This window comes from Paraburkholderia bannensis, from assembly GCF_014200455.1.
In the GTDB taxonomy this organism is placed as follows: Bacteria; Pseudomonadota; Gammaproteobacteria; order Burkholderiales; family Burkholderiaceae; genus Paraburkholderia; species Paraburkholderia bannensis_A.
In genome coordinates this window covers 185354-201198 of sequence record NZ_JACHBW010000007.1, presented here as the reverse complement: position 1 = coordinate 201198, position 15845 = coordinate 185354, and the positions used below count along the sequence as shown (strand labels likewise).

The following is a 15845-nucleotide window of genomic DNA, read 5'->3' as shown; positions in this document are numbered from 1 at the left end:
TGCCGGCCATAGGGCGCGCCCTATGGCGGCCGGACGCGCGGCAGCATAAGGTTGTGGCTGAAGCCGTGCGCGCGCGGCACGGCGGCGTCTCCCCACGCGGCCTCCCCAGCTGAACCTCTCGCAGAACTTAACGCTGCCCCCACGCTTTCGCATCACATGGACGACACTGCCCTTTCCCTCGACATCTGGCTCGTGCGCGTGCTGCGTACGCTGCTGGTCGAGCGCAGCGTCACGCAGGCCGCACTGCGGCTGAACCAGACCCAGCCGGCCATCAGCACGGCGCTGCGGCGCCTGCGCGAAATCCTGGGCGACCCTATTCTCGTGCGCGGCAAGGCCGGCATGGTGCCGACCGAATACGGCGAGTCGCTGCTCGCGCACGCGCAGCGCGTGCTGCGCGACGTCGATTTTGTCGCCACGCCGCACGGCGATTTCGACCCGGAGCGCTCGAAGCGCACCTTCCGCGTCGCCGCGCCCGACTACCTCAACGACTTCTTCATGCCGACGCTGATCGCCGGGTTTCGCGAGGCGGCCCCGGCAGCCCGGCTGGAGATCCTGTCGCTGTCGCCCACGCTCGACCACTACGGCGCGCTCGAAGCGGGCGAACTCGACATCGTGATCGGCAACTGGCCCAAGCCCGATGCGCGTTTTGCGCGCAGCGACCTGTTCACGGACCGCATCGTCTGCATGATGCGCGCCGATCATCCGCTCGCGCGTGCGCCGCTCACGCGCGAGGCCTATCTGGCGGCGGGACACCTCGCGCCCACGCCGTACACCGGCGCAAACGCCAGCCCGATCGACATCGGCTTCGCGAAGGCCCGCGCGCATCGGCACATCGTCGCGACGCTGCCCTACTTCGGCCTCGTGCCGCAAGTCTTGCTGCAATCGGATCTGATCTTCACCACCACGCGCCGTTTCGCGACGCACTATGCCGGGTTGCTGCCGATCGCGGTGGCCGAGCCGCCGTTCGCGTTTCCGCGCATCCGCTGCTATCAGATGTGGCATCCGCAACCAGATCGGCCAAGCGATGTCTACTGGCTGCGCGATCTGATCGAAGGCGTGTCGGCTTCGTTGACGGTGCGCGGGGGCAAACGTGCAGGCGGCACGCCGCGGGCAAAGTCTGTTGCGGCTGCGCCGCAGGAAGAAGCCTGAAGGCTTTCAAGCGCCCCGATCATTCGGATTGCAAACCAATCTTCACGTGAGCGCTTTCGCGTTCATTTCGACACTTTCATTTTCCAGTCCGGATGACCGGCGAGCACGAATTCGCCGTCATCGCCCTTGACAACCTGGCTGCACCAGTCGGACACGTTCTTGCGCCATTGAACATGGCTGCAATATTTGCCGTCGTCGGAGATTTTCCAGCTGCCCGTGCCCGGGCTCGAATAGTGTTTCGATGAGGTAAAGCCCGAGGTCCAGACGGCTTCGACGCTGCCGTCGTCCGCGTCTTTCCAGAGCGTCGTCGAGCCATCCGTATAGGTGATCTCGATCTGCGCGCCGGGCATGAGTTGCTGGAGTTCGTCGTGCGTGAGCGGCGTGGCGCCGTCGGCGAAAGCGGGTGAGGACACCGAGAAAAAAGCGGAGAAAAAAGCGAACACCGGAGCGGCGATCGCGTGGCTTGCGAGCAGGACTTTCATATTGGACCTCTTCTAACGTCATGCAGCATGCACAAAACAAATTGGGCGGCCTTGCAAATCGCACGGCCGCCCAATTCATTGAAGCTGTTGCAAGGTCCAAAAGCAAATTGATGCGCTTGCTACATAGGCGCGCGCTTTGTTTGCCAACGCGCGGTTTCGATTCGACTATGTCTGAACGAAAGACTCGCGATGCACGTCGTTCGGCAACATCACGCGCATCTGCATCAACTGCGCGGCCACGGCCACCGCAATCGAAGACGGCGCCTTGTCGACGATCCCCGTCACGCCGATCGGGCAAGTAATCTCGCACATGCGCTCAGCCGCCACGCCCCGCTCGATCAGACGCCGTTCGAACTTCACGCGCTTGGTCTGCGAACCGATCAAGCCGAACCACGCGAAATCGCGCCGCCGCATGATGCACTCCGACAACTCGAAATCGAGCGCGTGGTTATGCGTCATCACGATGAAGTACGCACCGGGCGGCGCCTCGTCGACAATCGCGGCCGGCGTATCGGTGGCTTCGATCTGAACGTTCGCGGGCACTTCGTCCGGGAAGAGTTCGTCGCGCTCATCCACCCATTGCACCACGCAGGGCAGCATGCCCAGCAACGTCACCAGCGCGTGGCCCACGTGCCCCGCGCCGAACAGCACGACGTGCATGGGCCCGTACTGCGGCACCGGCGTGCTGCGTCGGCCGATAACAACGCGGCCCTGGCTGTCGACATTCACACAATGGTTCGGACGACTGGACGGAACACTGCGCATATCAAACTCCTCGTTCGCCTGGGCCGTCTCAAGCGCGCGCCATCGTGCGCACCGCGCGCACGCCCTTGAGGATTTCCTCGGCGGTGGCGGGCGCGTTCATCGGCGGATTGAAGCGGTAGTCGGCCACGCTCGACACGGCGTCGCGGATCGCGAAGAACACCGAGAACGGCAGCAGCAGGGGCGGCTCGCCCACGGCCTTCGAGCGATGGATGCTGTCCTCGGCGTTGCGGTTGTTGAAGAGCTTCACGTTGAATTCGGGCGGCGTGTCGTTCACGGTCGGAATCTTGTAGGTGGACGGCGCGTGCGTCATCAGCGTGCCGTCCTGCTTCCACCAGAGTTCTTCCGTGGTGAGCCAGCCCATGCCCTGAATAAAGCCGCCCTCCACCTGCCCCACGTCGAGCGCCGGGTTCAGCGACGCGCCCACGTCGTGCAGTGCATCGGCGCGCAGCACGCGCATTTCGCCCGTGAGCGTGTCGATCACGACTTCCGAAACGGCTGCGCCATACGAGTAGTAATAGAACGGCCGGCCGCGCAGCGTCGCCTGATCCCAGTAGAGCTTGGGCGTGGCATAGAAGCCGTCCGACCACAGTTGCACGCGCGCGAGATACGCCTTTTGCACCAGCGTGCCGAACGGCACCACTTCGTCGCCGACTATCGCGCAGTCGTTGGCGAAGCGCACGTCCGCCGCATTGACCTTGCCCTTGCCCCAGAGATTGGCCGCAAGCGACGCGAGACGTTCGCGCAACTGGCGCGCGGCGTCCTGTGCGGCCTTGCCGTTCAGATCGCTGCCGGTGGACGCCGCTGTCGCCGAGGTGTTCGCCACCTTGCTGGTATCGGTCGCCGTCACACGCACGCGGCCAAACTCGATACCCAGTTCATGCGCCACCACCTGCGCGACCTTGGTGTTGAGGCCCTGGCCCATCTCCGTGCCGCCGTGGTTCACGAGCACGGAGCCATCGGTATAGATGTGCACCAGCGCGCCGGCCTGGTTGAAGTGCGTGACGTTGAACGCGATGCCGAACTTGCACGGCGTAATCGCGATGCCCTTCTTCAGCACTTCGTTGTTCTGGTTGAATTCGCGGATCGCCGCGCGACGCTGGCGATAGCCACTCGTTTCCACGAGTTCGTCCAGCAGCTCGTGAATCACGTTGTCTTCGATGGTCTGACCGTAGGGCGTTTCGTTGTTCGCGGTCTTGCCGTACAGATTGCGCTTGCGCACGTCGAGCGGGTCGAGGCCGAGCGAGCGCGCCACGTCGTCCATGATGTATTCGATCGCGAACGCGCCTTGCGGGCCGCCGAAGCCGCGGAATGCGGTATTCGACTGCGTATTGGTCTTGCCGCAGAAACCCGAAATCGACACATCGGGCAGCCAGTAGGCGTTGTCGAAGTGGCACACCGCGCGCGTCATCACCGGGCCGGACAGATCCGCCGAGAAGCCGCAGCGCGAGGTCATATCGACGCTCACGCCTTCGATGGTGCCTTGATCGTCGTAGCCCACTTCGTACGTGTAGTGGAAATCGTGGCGCTTGCCCGTGATCATCATGTCGTCGTCGCGGTCCGGGCGCAGCTTCACGGGACACAGCAGCTTCCACGCCGCCAGCGCCGCGCAGCACGCGAAAATGCCCGACTGCGATTCCTTGCCGCCAAAGCCGCCGCCCATGCGGCGGCATTCCACCAGCACGTTGTGCGACGCCACGCCCAGCACATGCGCCACCAGATGCTGCATTTCGCTCGGGTGCTGCGTCGAGCACCAGACGTGCATGCCGTCGTCGTCCTTGGGCACGGCGTAGGCGATCTGTCCTTCCAGATAGAACTGCTCCTGGCCGCCCAGCAGCATCTCGCCTTCATGGCGATGTGCGGCGCGCGCGGCGCGCGTGGACGCTTCGCCGCGTGCGAGCTTCATCGGCGGCAGCACGGATTGATTGGCGGCGCGCGCCTGCTGCGCCGTCAAGATCGGCGGGAGTTCTTCGTACTGCACTTCGGCGCGGCGTGCGGCCTGGCGCGCGATATCGTGCGAGGTCGCCACCACGATGAACATCGGCTGACCGACGAATTGCACGATGCCGTCGGCCAGAACGGGATCGTCATGGATGATCGGGCCGCAGTCGTTGACGCCGGGGATGTCCTCGGCGCTCAGCACGGCGACGACGCCAGGCGTTGCGCGCACCTTGGCGAGGTTCATCGATACGATGCGCGCGTGCGCCTTCTGCGACAGGCCAAGCGCGGCATGCAGCGTGCCCGCGACGGTGGGGATGTCGTCCGTGTAGGTGGCGCGGCCGCTCACGTGCAGATGCGCGGATTCGTGCGGGCGCGAGACGTGCACCTGGGTGAAAGGCTCACGCGCCTTCGCTTCTTCCAGGAACGGTTCGGCTTGCTGGTTCATATTTCGTTCTCCGTATCTTTTCCGTTTGCTGGGGTTTAAGCGGTTTCCGCCGCCACGTTGCGCACATTGATCGCGTGCGGCGCAAGCGGGTTATGCGGACGCGTTTCCAGCCAGAAACGGTAAAGCGTGTTCTTCGCGGCTTCGAGGCGATAGTCGCTGGTCGCTCGCATGTCCGAAAGCGGCGCGTAGTCGTTGCCCATCGCGATCATCGCGGCCTGCGCGGTGGCTTCGTGCCATTGCGCATCGGCCAGCACGGCTTCGGTGTGCGTCGCGCGTTTGGGCGTGGCGGCCATGCCGCCGAACGCGATGCGCGGCTCGCGCACCGTGTCGCCGTCGGCGATAAAGGCGAACGCCGCGCACACGGCGGAAATATCCGAGTCGAAGCGCTTGGACACCTTGTAGGTGCGGAATTGCAGATTCGCGCGCGCGCCGGTGCGCGTCGGCACTTTGAGCGCGAGCACGAATTCATGCTCGGCCATGTCTTTCTTCTGATACGCCAGATAGAGATCTTCGAGCGGCATCTCGCGCTCGACCGCGCCGCCGCGCAGCACCACGCGCGCGCCCAATGCGATCAGGCCCGGCATCGAATCGCCGATCGGCGAGCCGTTGGCCACATTGCCGCCGATGGTGCCCGCGTTGCGGATCGGCAGCGAGGCGAAACGCAGCCACATTTCTTCCAGTTCCGGATAGTGCTTCGCGAGTTCCGCATACGCGCGCTCGACGCTCACGCCCGCGCCGATTTCGATGAACGCGTCGCTCACCCGGATCTCGCGCATCGCCTCGACCTGGCCGACATAGACGATGTCGCCCAGCTCGCGCATCTGCTTGGTGACCCACAGGCCAATATCGGTGCTGCCCGCGAGAATGCGCGTGTTCGGGCGCGCCTGCTTGATGGCGGCGAGCCCCTCCACAGTGCGCGGCGCGTCGTACTGCTGGCCTTTGTGCTCGTAGTGGAAGGTCTCGTTGCGCTCGATCGCGGCGAGCGTTTCGCTCAAGCTCTTCACGTCGACGGGCGCTTTCGGGCCTTCGAGCTTGAACATCTGCTCGGCGGCGTCGAGGATCGGACGATAGCCGGTGCAGCGGCACAGATTGCCGGTGAGCGCGTTGGCGATATCGTCGCGCGAGGGCGTGCTGCAGGCGGCCTTATTCGCGCAACCCTGCTGCCCGGCGTGTTCGTGACCGGTCTTCTCGTAGAGCGCCCACATCGACATCACGAAGCCAGGCGTGCAAAAGCCGCACTGCGAGCCGTGACAATCGACCATCGCCTGCTGCACGGGGTGCAGCGAGCCGTCGGGCTGGCGCAGGTCTTCGACGGTGAAGAGCGCGCGGCCGTCGAGCGTCGGCAGGAACTGGATGCAGGCGTTGACGGCCTTGAAGCTCACGCCGCCTTCGGCATCGCGCTCGCCGACCACGACCGTGCACGCGCCGCAGTCGCCTTCGGCACAGCCCTCCTTGGTGCCGGTGCAGTGCGCGTCTTCGCGCAGATACTGGAGAACGGTGCGGGTCACGCCCGCGTCGCTGACTTCGCGAATCGCGTTGCGGTGATAGAAGCGGATCGGCTCACTCATGATGTCTGTCTCGTCGTGCTTGTGCGTTGCTCTTGCGTACTTTTGCGTGGCGCCCGGAAGAGGATTTGCGGGGGCTGCCGGCGCATGCCACCTATTCTTTCCGTGGACGATTCGAAAACTATCACCGCCAATATTGCGAACCCATAGCAGCAGGTGCATGTGGGATATATCGTCGCGGCGATAAATCGGCGCTTTGTCGTGGTGCGCCGCTTATAGCGGCATGGCCCTTTTGCACCTATTAATCTCAATTTATCGCAAACAAGACAAGAACGAGGCGGTGTTCGTGCACCACAAAGCGGCAATTCGCTTTCCTTTCAGCGTAGTGCAACGCCACCGCGCTTCAATTCCGACGAACCCGCGCCCAACTTCGTCCATTTCCACTCACGCACCTGTCTCGCGGTTGACACGCCGATGGACACGCCAATTACGTGACAGACGTGCGGCCGGCCCTGCAAAAACCGTCGGATACGCCCAACGGATGGCTTCTTCAACGTCCGCATAAGAACCGGTTCCATGGGACAATCACGTCTTTCCCGCCGTTATCCATCCGCGTTTTCCCCATGTCCGCTGATTTGGCGCCCCCGCGCTCCGGGTTGTCGACGACCATGCAGATCATTCCGGTCGTCTTTTTCACCTTCATTTGCTATCTGACGATCGGCATCCCGCTCGCCGTGCTGCCTGGCTACGTGCACAACGACCTCGGTTTCAGCACCGTGGTTGCGGGCGCGGCGATCAGCGTGCAGTACATCGCCACGCTCTGTTCACGTGCGCTCGCTGGACGCTCGGCGGATACGCTCGGGCCGAAGAAGACCGTCAGCATCGGCCTGACGATCTGCGGCGCGAGCGGCGTGATGCTGCTGCTCGCCACGCTCGTCGATCACTGGCCGGGCCTTTCGCTCACGCTGCTGATCGCCAGCCGCCTGCTGCTGGGCTGCGGCGAAAGCCTGTGCGGCACCGGCGCGATCCTCTGGGGCATCGGCCGCGTGGGCACCGCGCACAACGCCAAGGTGATCTCGTGGAACGGCATCGCCACTTACGGCGCGCTTGCGCTGGGCGCGCCGGTGGGCGTGGAAATGGCGCACTACCTCGGTTACTGGATGCTCGGCATTTCGGTGATCGCGCTAGCCGCGCTGGGCTTCTGGCTCGCGCGCCCGATCGCGCCGGTGCCGCTCGTGCATGGCGAGCGCATGTCCTATCGCAGCGTGGTCAAGCGCGTGCTGCCGCACGGCTTGGGCCTCGCGCTCGGCTCGGCGGGCTTTGGCTCGATCGCCACCTTCATCACGCTGTTTTACGCCGCGCGCCATTGGCCCAATGCGGCGTTCTCGCTCACGCTGTTCGGTCTGATGTTCATTGGCGCGCGACTGCTGTTCGCGAACACCATCAAGACGTTCGGCGGCTTCCGGGTGGCGATCGCCTCGTTCTCGTGCGAGTGCGCGGGCCTGCTGCTGCTGTGGCTCTCGCCCACGCCGCACGTTGCGCTGCTGGGCGCGGCACTCACGGGTTTTGGCTTCGCCCTGGTGTTTCCGGCGCTTGGCGTGGAAGCGGTCGGTCTCGTGCCGGCGGCTAGCCGCGGCGCGGCGCTCTCGGCGTATTCGGTGTTCCTCGATCTGTCGCTGGGCATCACCGGCCCGCTCGCGGGCTATGTAGCGAATGTGTTCGGCTACGGCTCGGTGTTCCTGTTCGCGGCCATCGCCGCCGCCGCTGCCGTGGCGCTGTCCGTTTCGCTGCATCGCAAGAGCGTGCGCGAGGCAGCGCTCAAGCAGCCGGTGACATCGCAAGCGCAATAGTTCGCCTACGATCATTCGCAGGCGATAAAAAACCGCACCGGGCAGCGCGCCCGATGCGGTTTTTTTGTTTCCACCCGGCCTTACTTCTTGACCGTGCTAGGGTCGAGCTTCTTGCCCGTTTCCTCGTTATAGCGATGGACGTACTCTTCGCTGAGCTTGCGCATCGCGCGGCCGATCTTGCGGTAATCGGATTCGTTGAGGTTCGCGAGCGACACGCGGCCCGACGGATGCGCCGTGCCAAAGCCCTTGCCCGGCAGCAGCACGACGCGCGCCTCCGCCGCCAGACGGAATAGCAGCTCGTTCGGCTGGACCTGCTTGAGCAGCCACTCGACGAAATCGCGGCCAAAGCGCTTCTCGCCCAGAAACTCCATGTCGATGATGGTGTAGTAATCGACCTGGTTCGGATCGGCCTCGTCGACGGCAATGCCCATCTCCTCGAACAGCGCGCGCTTGCGGCTGCGGATCAGGCGCTTGAGCGCGTTCTTGTAGGCGTCCGGCGTATCCATCAGCGAGAACAGCGAGAACAGCACCATCTGCACCTGCTGCGGCGTCGACAGACCGGCCGTGTGATTGAGCGCGACGGTACGGCTATCGGCCACCAGACGGTCGATGAACTTGAGATTGTCCGGCTCGGTCGTGATCGACTCGTAGCGCTTGTGGAGGATCTTCTTCTCTTCCTTGGGCAGCTTCGCGAGCGTGGCGTCCAGCACGTTGTCGCGATGCGTGGCGATCGCGCCCAGACGCCAGCCGGTCGCGCCGAAGTACTTCGAATAGGAGTACACGAGAATCGTGTTCTTCGGCGCGAGCGCGAACAGCGAGACGAAGTTATCGGCGAAGGTGCCGTAGACATCGTCGGTCAGCAGGATCAGGTCCGGGCGTTCCTTGATGATCTCCGCAACGTACTCCAGGCTTTGGTCGTCGATCTTCACCGACGGCGGATTGCTCGGATTCACGAGGAAGAACGCCTTCACCTTCGGATCACGCAGCTTGTCGAGTTCCTTCTTCGAGTATTGCCAGTTGTTCTCGACCGTCGCCTCCAGATGCACGACGTTGAGCTGGTAGTCGTTGAGTTCGGGAATTTCGATGTAGGGCGTGAAGATCGGCATGCCCAGCGCGATGGTGTCGCCCTCCTTGATCAGGAAGTTCTCGCGCATCGTGTTGAAAATGTACGTCATGGCCGCCGTGCCGCCCTCCACCGCGAACACGTCGAACTCGCCCACGAACGGATGCTTGCCGATCATCTCGCGGCGCAGATATTGCCCGACGATGATCTCCGAGAGCTTGAGCATGCGGTCCGGCACGGGGTAGTTACACGCCAGGATGCCTTCGCACATTTCGTAGAGGAAGTCGCCCGCGGAAAGGCCCAGCTGGTCGCGCACATACGACACCGCGCCGCCGATAAAATCGATGCCAGGCTGGCCCTTGTTTTCGCGCAGGAACTGGTCGAAGCGCTCGACGATGCCCTCGCGCTGCGGGAAGCCGCCCACGCCTTCAGGCATGTACGCGAACGAGCGCTCCGATTCGCGCATCGCAAAGAGACCCAGTTGCCAGAAGCCGTGACGCGGGATGGTTGCGAGGAAGTTGGGGTTGCCGCGGCCCGCGTTGAGCATCGAACGGTTGGCCGGGCGCTCGGTCGCGCCGCCGCCCGCTGCCTTGATCAGTTCGTCCTTGAGCTCGAACGGGCTCAGTGCGTCGAGGCCAGCCTTTTCCTTCGTGCCGCTGCCGTTACCGTTGCCTTTACCTTTTGCCATGATGCTCTCCAGTGGAAGACAGTGAGCGTGCCGCAGTCATGTGCGCGTATTGCGCGATTTGCGCGATTTGCGTATGAACGCGGCACGCGTTTTCGACCCATTGAGGCGAACCGGCGCGCGTCGAACATCGCGCGGCCCGCTTTGACTTCATCTCATGCAAGACCGACCACGAGCGGCCCGAGCAGCGTCAGCAGCACGTTCGCGATCGCGTAGGTGATGGCGAACGGCACCGTCGGCACGGCGCTCTCGGCCTTGTCGAGGATGCCGCCGAACGCCGGGTTCGCACTGCGCGCGCCGGACAGCGCGCCCGCGAGAATCGCCGCGTTGTTGTACTTGAGCACGTAACGGCCAAACAGCATCGTGAGGAACAGCGGCACGAGAGTCACCACCACGCCAAGCAGGAAGATGGTGACGCCGCTCTGCTTGATCGTCACCACCGCCTGCAGCCCCGAATTCAGCCCCACCACCGCCACGAATGCCGCAAGACCGAAGTCCTTGAGCAGTTGCGAGGCGGCGGGCGGCATCACGCCGTACATCGGATGCTTGCCGCGCATCCAGCCGAACACCAGACCCGCGAGCAGACAGCCGCCGCCCGAGCCGAGCGTGAGCGGAATGCCCGCCACGTTCACGACGATCAGGCCCACCAGCAGGCCCAGCACCAGACCCACGCCCATGTAGATAAAGTCGGTCTTGTTGCTCCACGCAAGCTCGTAGCCGGCTTCCTGGACGGCGCGTTTGGTATCGGTGGCGGTGCCGTAAATCGTGATGACGTCGCCGTGTTCGAGCTGCGTTTGCGGCAGCACCGGCACCGGCTGGCCCGCGCGTTCGATCTTCTCGATATAGACGCCGTGGCGCATATCGCGATCGACGTTCTTGCGCACTTCCTCAATCGTCGTGTGGTTCATGCCCTTCTTCGTGAAGACGAGCTGGCGCGTCTGCATCACGAGGTTCATGCCGCCCGAATCCGGCACCTCCGGCCCGATCAGCGCGCCCACTTCGACCATCTGTTCGCGGCGCCCCACCACCAGCACGATGTCGTCGCGGCTGAGCACGAAGTCGGGCGTGGAATCGACCACCTTGCCCGCACGGCGGATTTTCTCGACCGCGACGAGGTCTTTCTCGGCCGATTCGAGCTGCTTGACGGTCTTGCCCGCAGCGGCTTCGACGCGAAACACCCGTCCGAACAGCTCCGGCAACGCCGTCACCTGGCCCGGCGCCGACGACGCGGCGCCGCCCGCCATTTCGCGCTCGGCATCGAGCGAGGCGTCCTTGAGGCTGCGCCCCATGAACTTCGGCAGGATGTTCACGCAGACGATGATCGCGCCCAGCGAGCCGAACACGTAGGTCACGGCATAGCCGATCGCCACGTTGGCCTGCATGGCCTTGACCTGGTCGGCAGGCAGACCGAGACGCGCGATGGCGTCGCCCGCCGTGCCGATGATCGCCGACTGGGTCATGCCGCCCGCTGCGAGACCGGCGGCGAGCCCCTTGTCGAGGTGAAAGAGCTTCGCGCACACCAGCACCGTGAAGAGACCCGCGAGCGCCATGAACACCGCCATGGCGATTTCGCGCAGCGTCTTGCGGTTGAGCGAGTTGAAGAAGCCTGGCCCCGAGTCGTAGCCCACGGCGTAGATGAAGACGGCGAACATCACCGACTTCACGCCGTTATCGATCGTCACGCCCACCTGACTGACCACGACCGCGGCGAGCAGCGAGCCGCCCACGCCTCCTAGCTGGAATTTGCCGAAGTTGATCTGGCCGACCCAGTAACCGACCGCCAGCGAGAGAAACAAGGCGATTTCCGGGGATTTGTGAAAGATGTCATGTAGCCATTCCATCGTGCCCTCGCATGGGTAGGTGTGATGCCCTGCCGCCGCCGCTCAATGACGACGGCTGCGCGAACCAGCGCCGCGTCAGCCGAACTTCGTCGCGAGGCCCACCACCACGGGCCCCATGAGCGGCAACAAGATATTCGACAGCGCATAGGTGATCGTGTAGCCGATCACGGGTGTCGAATTGCCGGTGACGCCAACGAGCGCACTGATCGCCGGCGTGCTGCACTGCTGACCTGCAATTGCACCGAGCAGCATCGGCGCTTCGAGCTTGAGAAACATCCGCCCGATCCAGAGAGAGAGAAGGCCCGGGATCAGCACCATCAGGATGCCGGCGAGCGGCAGCGCGAGACCGTATTCGCGCACCAGCTTGATGGCGTCGGGGCCGGCCGACAGGCCCACGGCGGCGATAAAGGTGGCGAGACCGAAATCCTTGAGCACCTGGGCAGCCGCCGAGGGCAGCGAGCCGACCACGGGAAAATGCGAGCGCAGCCAGCCAAAAAAGAGCCCCGAGAGCAGACAGCCGCCGCCCGTGCCGAGCACCAGCGCCACGCCGCCCACATTCACGCCGAGACGCCCGATCATCATGCCGACCAGCACGCCCAGGCCCAGATAGACGAAGTCGGTTTTCTGGGTCTGCTGGATCACGTAGCCCAGACGCTTCGCGCCGCGCGCCACGTCCGAGGGCGCGCCAAGCAGCGTGAGCACGTCGCCGCGATGCACCGTCGTGCCCGGCAGCGCGGGCACCGTGGTATCGAGCCGCGTGATCGCGCCCACATAGATGCCACGCGCGTCTTCGGGCGAGGCGCGCTCGCGCAGTTGCGCAAGCGTCAGGCCGTTGGCGTCGCGGCGCGTGAGCATCACGTCCACGCGCTGGGCGAGCAGCTTCGTGAAGCCTTCGCCGGAAACTTCCGCGCCGAGCAAGGCCGAAGCTTCCACCATCGCCTCGCGCCGCCCCGCGATGAACACCACGTCGCCCGTCTGCAGCACGAACTGCGCATCGGCTTCGATTTGCCTTTGTGCGCGCAGTACGCGCTCGATCGTGATGTTGTTGCCGAAACGCGCCTCGAACGCCGACACCTGCGTGCCCGCCGCCGGCCCCACTTCGAAGGCGCGGCCCACGAGCGGCGGCAGCGCGAGGCGCTGGCCGTCGTCGAGCACGCCGTCGCCGCCCAGCTTGCGAAACAGGCGGGCGGCTTCGTCGCGCAGATTCACGCGCATGATGAGCGGCGCGATCTGGCTGGTGAACAGCACGATGGTGATGAGGCCAAAGAGATAGCTCACGCTATAGGCCGTGACGATGTGCGCCTGCATCGTGCTCACCTGGGCGTCGCTCACACCCAGTTTGGCGATGGCCTCGGATGCCGTGCCGATCACCGCGGATTCCGTGGCCGCACCCGCGAGCAGGCCGGCTGCGGTGCCCGCATCGAGCTTCATCAGGACGACTGCAATCATCACGAGCGTCATGACGGAGACGATCTCGACGATCGACAGCAGGCCGTAACGCCAGCCGCGTCCCACATTGGCGAAAAACTGCGGACCGCCCGTAAAGCCGAGCGCAAAGATGAAGAGCGCGAACGCCACGTTCTTGAGATCGGGCGCGAGCCGTGCGCCGGTCTGGCCGAGCAGCAGCGCAACGATCAAGGTGCCGCATACGCCGCCCAGCGATATCGGGCCGAAACGAATTGAACCAATCAGATAACCGAGTGCAAGACTCATGAACAGCGCAATCTCGGGCTGAGACTTCAGCAATTCCACGATCATGTCAGGTCTGCCGATTTACGTTTTCGTTTTGCCAGATTCGCTTAATAGCTATGCACAGGGCATGCGCCTCTTTATGCCTTCGCTTCGCCGATAATTGGCGCAGCGCGCAATAAAGCTCAAAACCGTCTTTATCTACCGTATTTGCCAAAAGTGTGAATCGAATCTGTACACCGAATTCACACGGCACTCGACAAAGGATTGAAAACAAACGTATTACGCCGGACAAAATAGCAGACTACGGAAAACGCTGTCGCGACAGTGTGCAAACTGACCGGTCGTGCTTTGTGCGCCTGTCAGGCGAGCGATTCAAGGTGCAATTGACAGGATTTCAAAGCAGCCCACAAGCATGGCATAGCGCGAGAAAGCGCCTCTTTCGACTGTCACATAAAGCGCACATGCATTCTTTAAACAAACGTGAAACAACTCTATCGCTTAAGATAAATATTGTAATTCCCAACGACTGTCAATATTATTTTCGTGCACGATCGCTGTTCGCTCATCAGGAAGCTGCGTTACATCGGATAGCCGGTTTTTGCCGCCCAAAGCCCATGTAATGCCCATTCAACCGGCACATGCAACAGCATACGAGGCGAATTCGATGAACCAGATACACGCCATGCGCGTCTTCGTCAGGGTTGCGGAATCGCAGAGCTTTCGCCGCGCCGCCCAGCAGCTCGATGTCTCGAATGCGCTCGTCACCCGTTCGATCGCGATGCTCGAGGCGCATCTGCATACGCGCCTGATCAACCGCACCACGCGCAATCTTTCGCTGACCGAAGCAGGCCTGCGCTACCTCGAAGGCTGCAAGAGCGTGCTCGAAGAACTCGATCATCTGGAAGACTCGCTCGCGCTCACCGAGCGCGAACCGAGCGGCACGCTGCGCGTGATGGCTGCGGGCGCGCTGTCGCTCGCCACGCTCACGCCGCTGATCGACGGCTTTCGCCGGCTTTATCCGCGCGTGAACGTGCGCCTCACGCTGGCTGAGAAGCCCACCGAAATGCTCGAAGACGGCTTCGACGTGGGCATCGTCGCGGCCTGCGCCACGCGCGGCGCCGAGTTTGTCGAACACGCGCTGGGCACCACGTCGTTCGTGCCGTGCGCGTCCCCCGCGTGGCTCGCCGAGCATGGCGAACCGCTCACGCCCGAAGAACTGGAACTACACGCCGCCGTCACGTTGCCGCCTGAAGAGCGCAGTGTGAGCTGGCTGTTCGCGCGGCCGGGGGAAAGCGCGCAACAGGTCACGCTGCAGCCCGGCTACGCGGTCAACAACATGCTGATGGTGCGGCTTGCCGCGCTCGCGGGCATGGGCGTGGCGATCGTGCCCGCGCCGCTGGTCGCCGACGATGTCGCGGCGGGCACGCTCGTGCGCCTGCTGCCGGAATACGAGATCGAAGACGCGCAGGCGAGCATGGTCATCGTCTATCCGCGCCGCCAGTATCTGCCCGCCAAGACGCTGCGCTTCGTCGACTACACCGTCGAGCATTTTCAGCAGGCCTGCGAAGAAAAACCGCTGCACGCGCCACGCGCGGCGCACGCGGTCGACGCCCACGTGTTGATGAACGGTTAGAACGAAAAGCGGCAGGACATCGAAGGGCGCTCGCGCGCCCTCCTCCATTTCTGCATCGGTCGTGATTCAACGTTCAGCGCGAATGCTGCACGGCTTCGCGCTGTTCGTCGTCCTCGCCCGCCGCGCCGCAGAACTCGCGCAGCAACGGCGCTTCGCGCTCATGCACTTCCACCGGCAGCCAGACCGCCCCCGCCCACGCCAGATAGCGCGCGCGATGCTGGCCATTGCGAAACGCCACCACGCCCACATGCGCCACGCCAAGCCAGCCGGCCAGACCGCTCGCGCGCCGCTTCGAGATCGTCACATAGGGCATTTGCGGTACGCGCTCGTTGCCGGGATCGAGAAACTCGCGGATGCCGCGCACTTTGCCCACGTGCCAGTCATCGACGGGCTTGAGCACATAATCGGTGTCGTCGCGGTCGGCGCAGAGCAACAGTTTGTGGAGATCGACCAGCACTACGACGTGGCGCGTGCCATCGGTCGTGAAGACACGCTTGAAGCGCACATGGTCGTAGGCCTGATGGGCCGGCAAGGGCACGACCCAGACCGGGCCGCTGGCGGCCTGTGATGTCGATGCCGAGGGCGACGACGAGAACGGCGGCAATGACGGCGGCAATGACGGCGGCAATGACGGCGGCGATGGTATCGAAGGCATCTCGTGGAACGTGGGCATGGACGTCTTCGGCATGCAGGTAAGGCGACTCTCGCAGTGAGGAAAAGCGACCTAAGCTACGAGGGATTCGTGACTATTTCGTGACCTATGCCGCGTGAATGGGCGCCGTGTGGGTTCATCAGGG

The 15845-nt window shown here is 63.9% G+C and carries 11 protein-coding genes; 3 read left to right on the top strand and 8 right to left on the bottom strand.

Features of this window, described 5'->3' with window-relative positions; translation table 11 throughout:
* Positions 1-156: 156 nt before the first annotated feature.
* Positions 157-1149, top strand: coding sequence for a LysR family transcriptional regulator (locus F4827_RS13855; RefSeq protein WP_183724511.1), 993 nt, complete (start codon positions 157-159; stop codon positions 1147-1149).
* A gap of 62 nt (positions 1150-1211) precedes the next feature.
* On the opposite strand, the gene F4827_RS13850 is transcribed toward F4827_RS13855, so the two are convergent.
* The 4 genes from F4827_RS13850 to xdhA all read right to left on the bottom strand — a co-directional run bounded on the left by F4827_RS13850 (position 1212) and on the right by xdhA (position 6347).
* Positions 1212-1631: a DUF995 domain-containing protein gene (locus tag F4827_RS13850; protein ID WP_183724510.1), complete on the bottom strand. Its 420-nt coding sequence runs from the start codon at positions 1629-1631 to the stop codon at positions 1212-1214.
* 165 nt (positions 1632-1796) lie between these two features.
* Positions 1797-2396, bottom strand: coding sequence for a xanthine dehydrogenase accessory protein XdhC (xdhC, locus tag F4827_RS13845; protein WP_183724509.1), 600 nt, complete (start codon positions 2394-2396; stop codon positions 1797-1799).
* Between the two features lie 28 nt (positions 2397-2424).
* Positions 2425-4779 (bottom strand): xanthine dehydrogenase molybdopterin binding subunit, encoded by a 2355-nt coding sequence (gene xdhB, locus F4827_RS13840; RefSeq protein ID WP_183724508.1) that lies wholly within the window; start codon positions 4777-4779, stop codon positions 2425-2427.
* A 35-nt stretch (positions 4780-4814) separates the two neighbouring features.
* Complete coding sequence (xdhA, locus tag F4827_RS13835; RefSeq protein WP_183724507.1) at positions 4815-6347, bottom strand: xanthine dehydrogenase small subunit; 1533 nt, start codon at positions 6345-6347, stop codon at positions 4815-4817.
* A gap of 560 nt (positions 6348-6907) precedes the next feature.
* Between xdhA and F4827_RS13830 the strand changes: the two genes are divergently transcribed.
* Positions 6908-8134, top strand: a complete 1227-nt coding sequence (locus F4827_RS13830) for an MFS transporter (RefSeq protein ID WP_183724506.1) — start codon at positions 6908-6910, stop codon at positions 8132-8134.
* 80 nt (positions 8135-8214) lie between these two features.
* Here F4827_RS13830 and F4827_RS13825 read toward each other — a convergent pair whose 3' ends face one another.
* The 3 genes from F4827_RS13825 to aspT (F4827_RS13815) form a co-directional block, all read right to left on the bottom strand.
* Entirely contained in the window at positions 8215-9885 is a 1671-nt protein-coding gene (locus F4827_RS13825; protein WP_183724505.1) for a bifunctional aspartate transaminase/aspartate 4-decarboxylase, read from the bottom strand.
* A 152-nt stretch (positions 9886-10037) separates the two neighbouring features.
* A complete protein-coding gene (aspT, locus tag F4827_RS13820) occupies positions 10038-11723 on the bottom strand; it encodes an aspartate-alanine antiporter (protein WP_183724504.1) in 1686 nt (561 codons plus the stop codon).
* 75 nt (positions 11724-11798) lie between these two features.
* A complete protein-coding gene (aspT, locus tag F4827_RS13815; RefSeq protein ID WP_183724503.1) occupies positions 11799-13481 on the bottom strand; it encodes an aspartate-alanine antiporter in 1683 nt (560 codons plus the stop codon).
* Between the two features lie 598 nt (positions 13482-14079).
* On the opposite strand from aspT (F4827_RS13815), the gene F4827_RS13810 reads away from it, so the two are divergent.
* Positions 14080-15048, top strand: coding sequence for a LysR family transcriptional regulator (locus F4827_RS13810; RefSeq protein WP_183724502.1), 969 nt, complete (start codon positions 14080-14082; stop codon positions 15046-15048).
* Between the two features lie 73 nt (positions 15049-15121).
* Here the strand turns inward: F4827_RS13810 and F4827_RS13805 are convergent, their stop codons facing one another.
* Positions 15122-15721 carry a plasmid fertility inhibition factor family protein gene (locus F4827_RS13805; RefSeq protein WP_260175188.1) on the bottom strand — a complete coding sequence of 200 codons (600 nt, stop codon included), beginning with the start codon at positions 15719-15721 and terminating at the stop codon, positions 15122-15124.
* Positions 15722-15845: the final 124 nt, after the last annotated feature.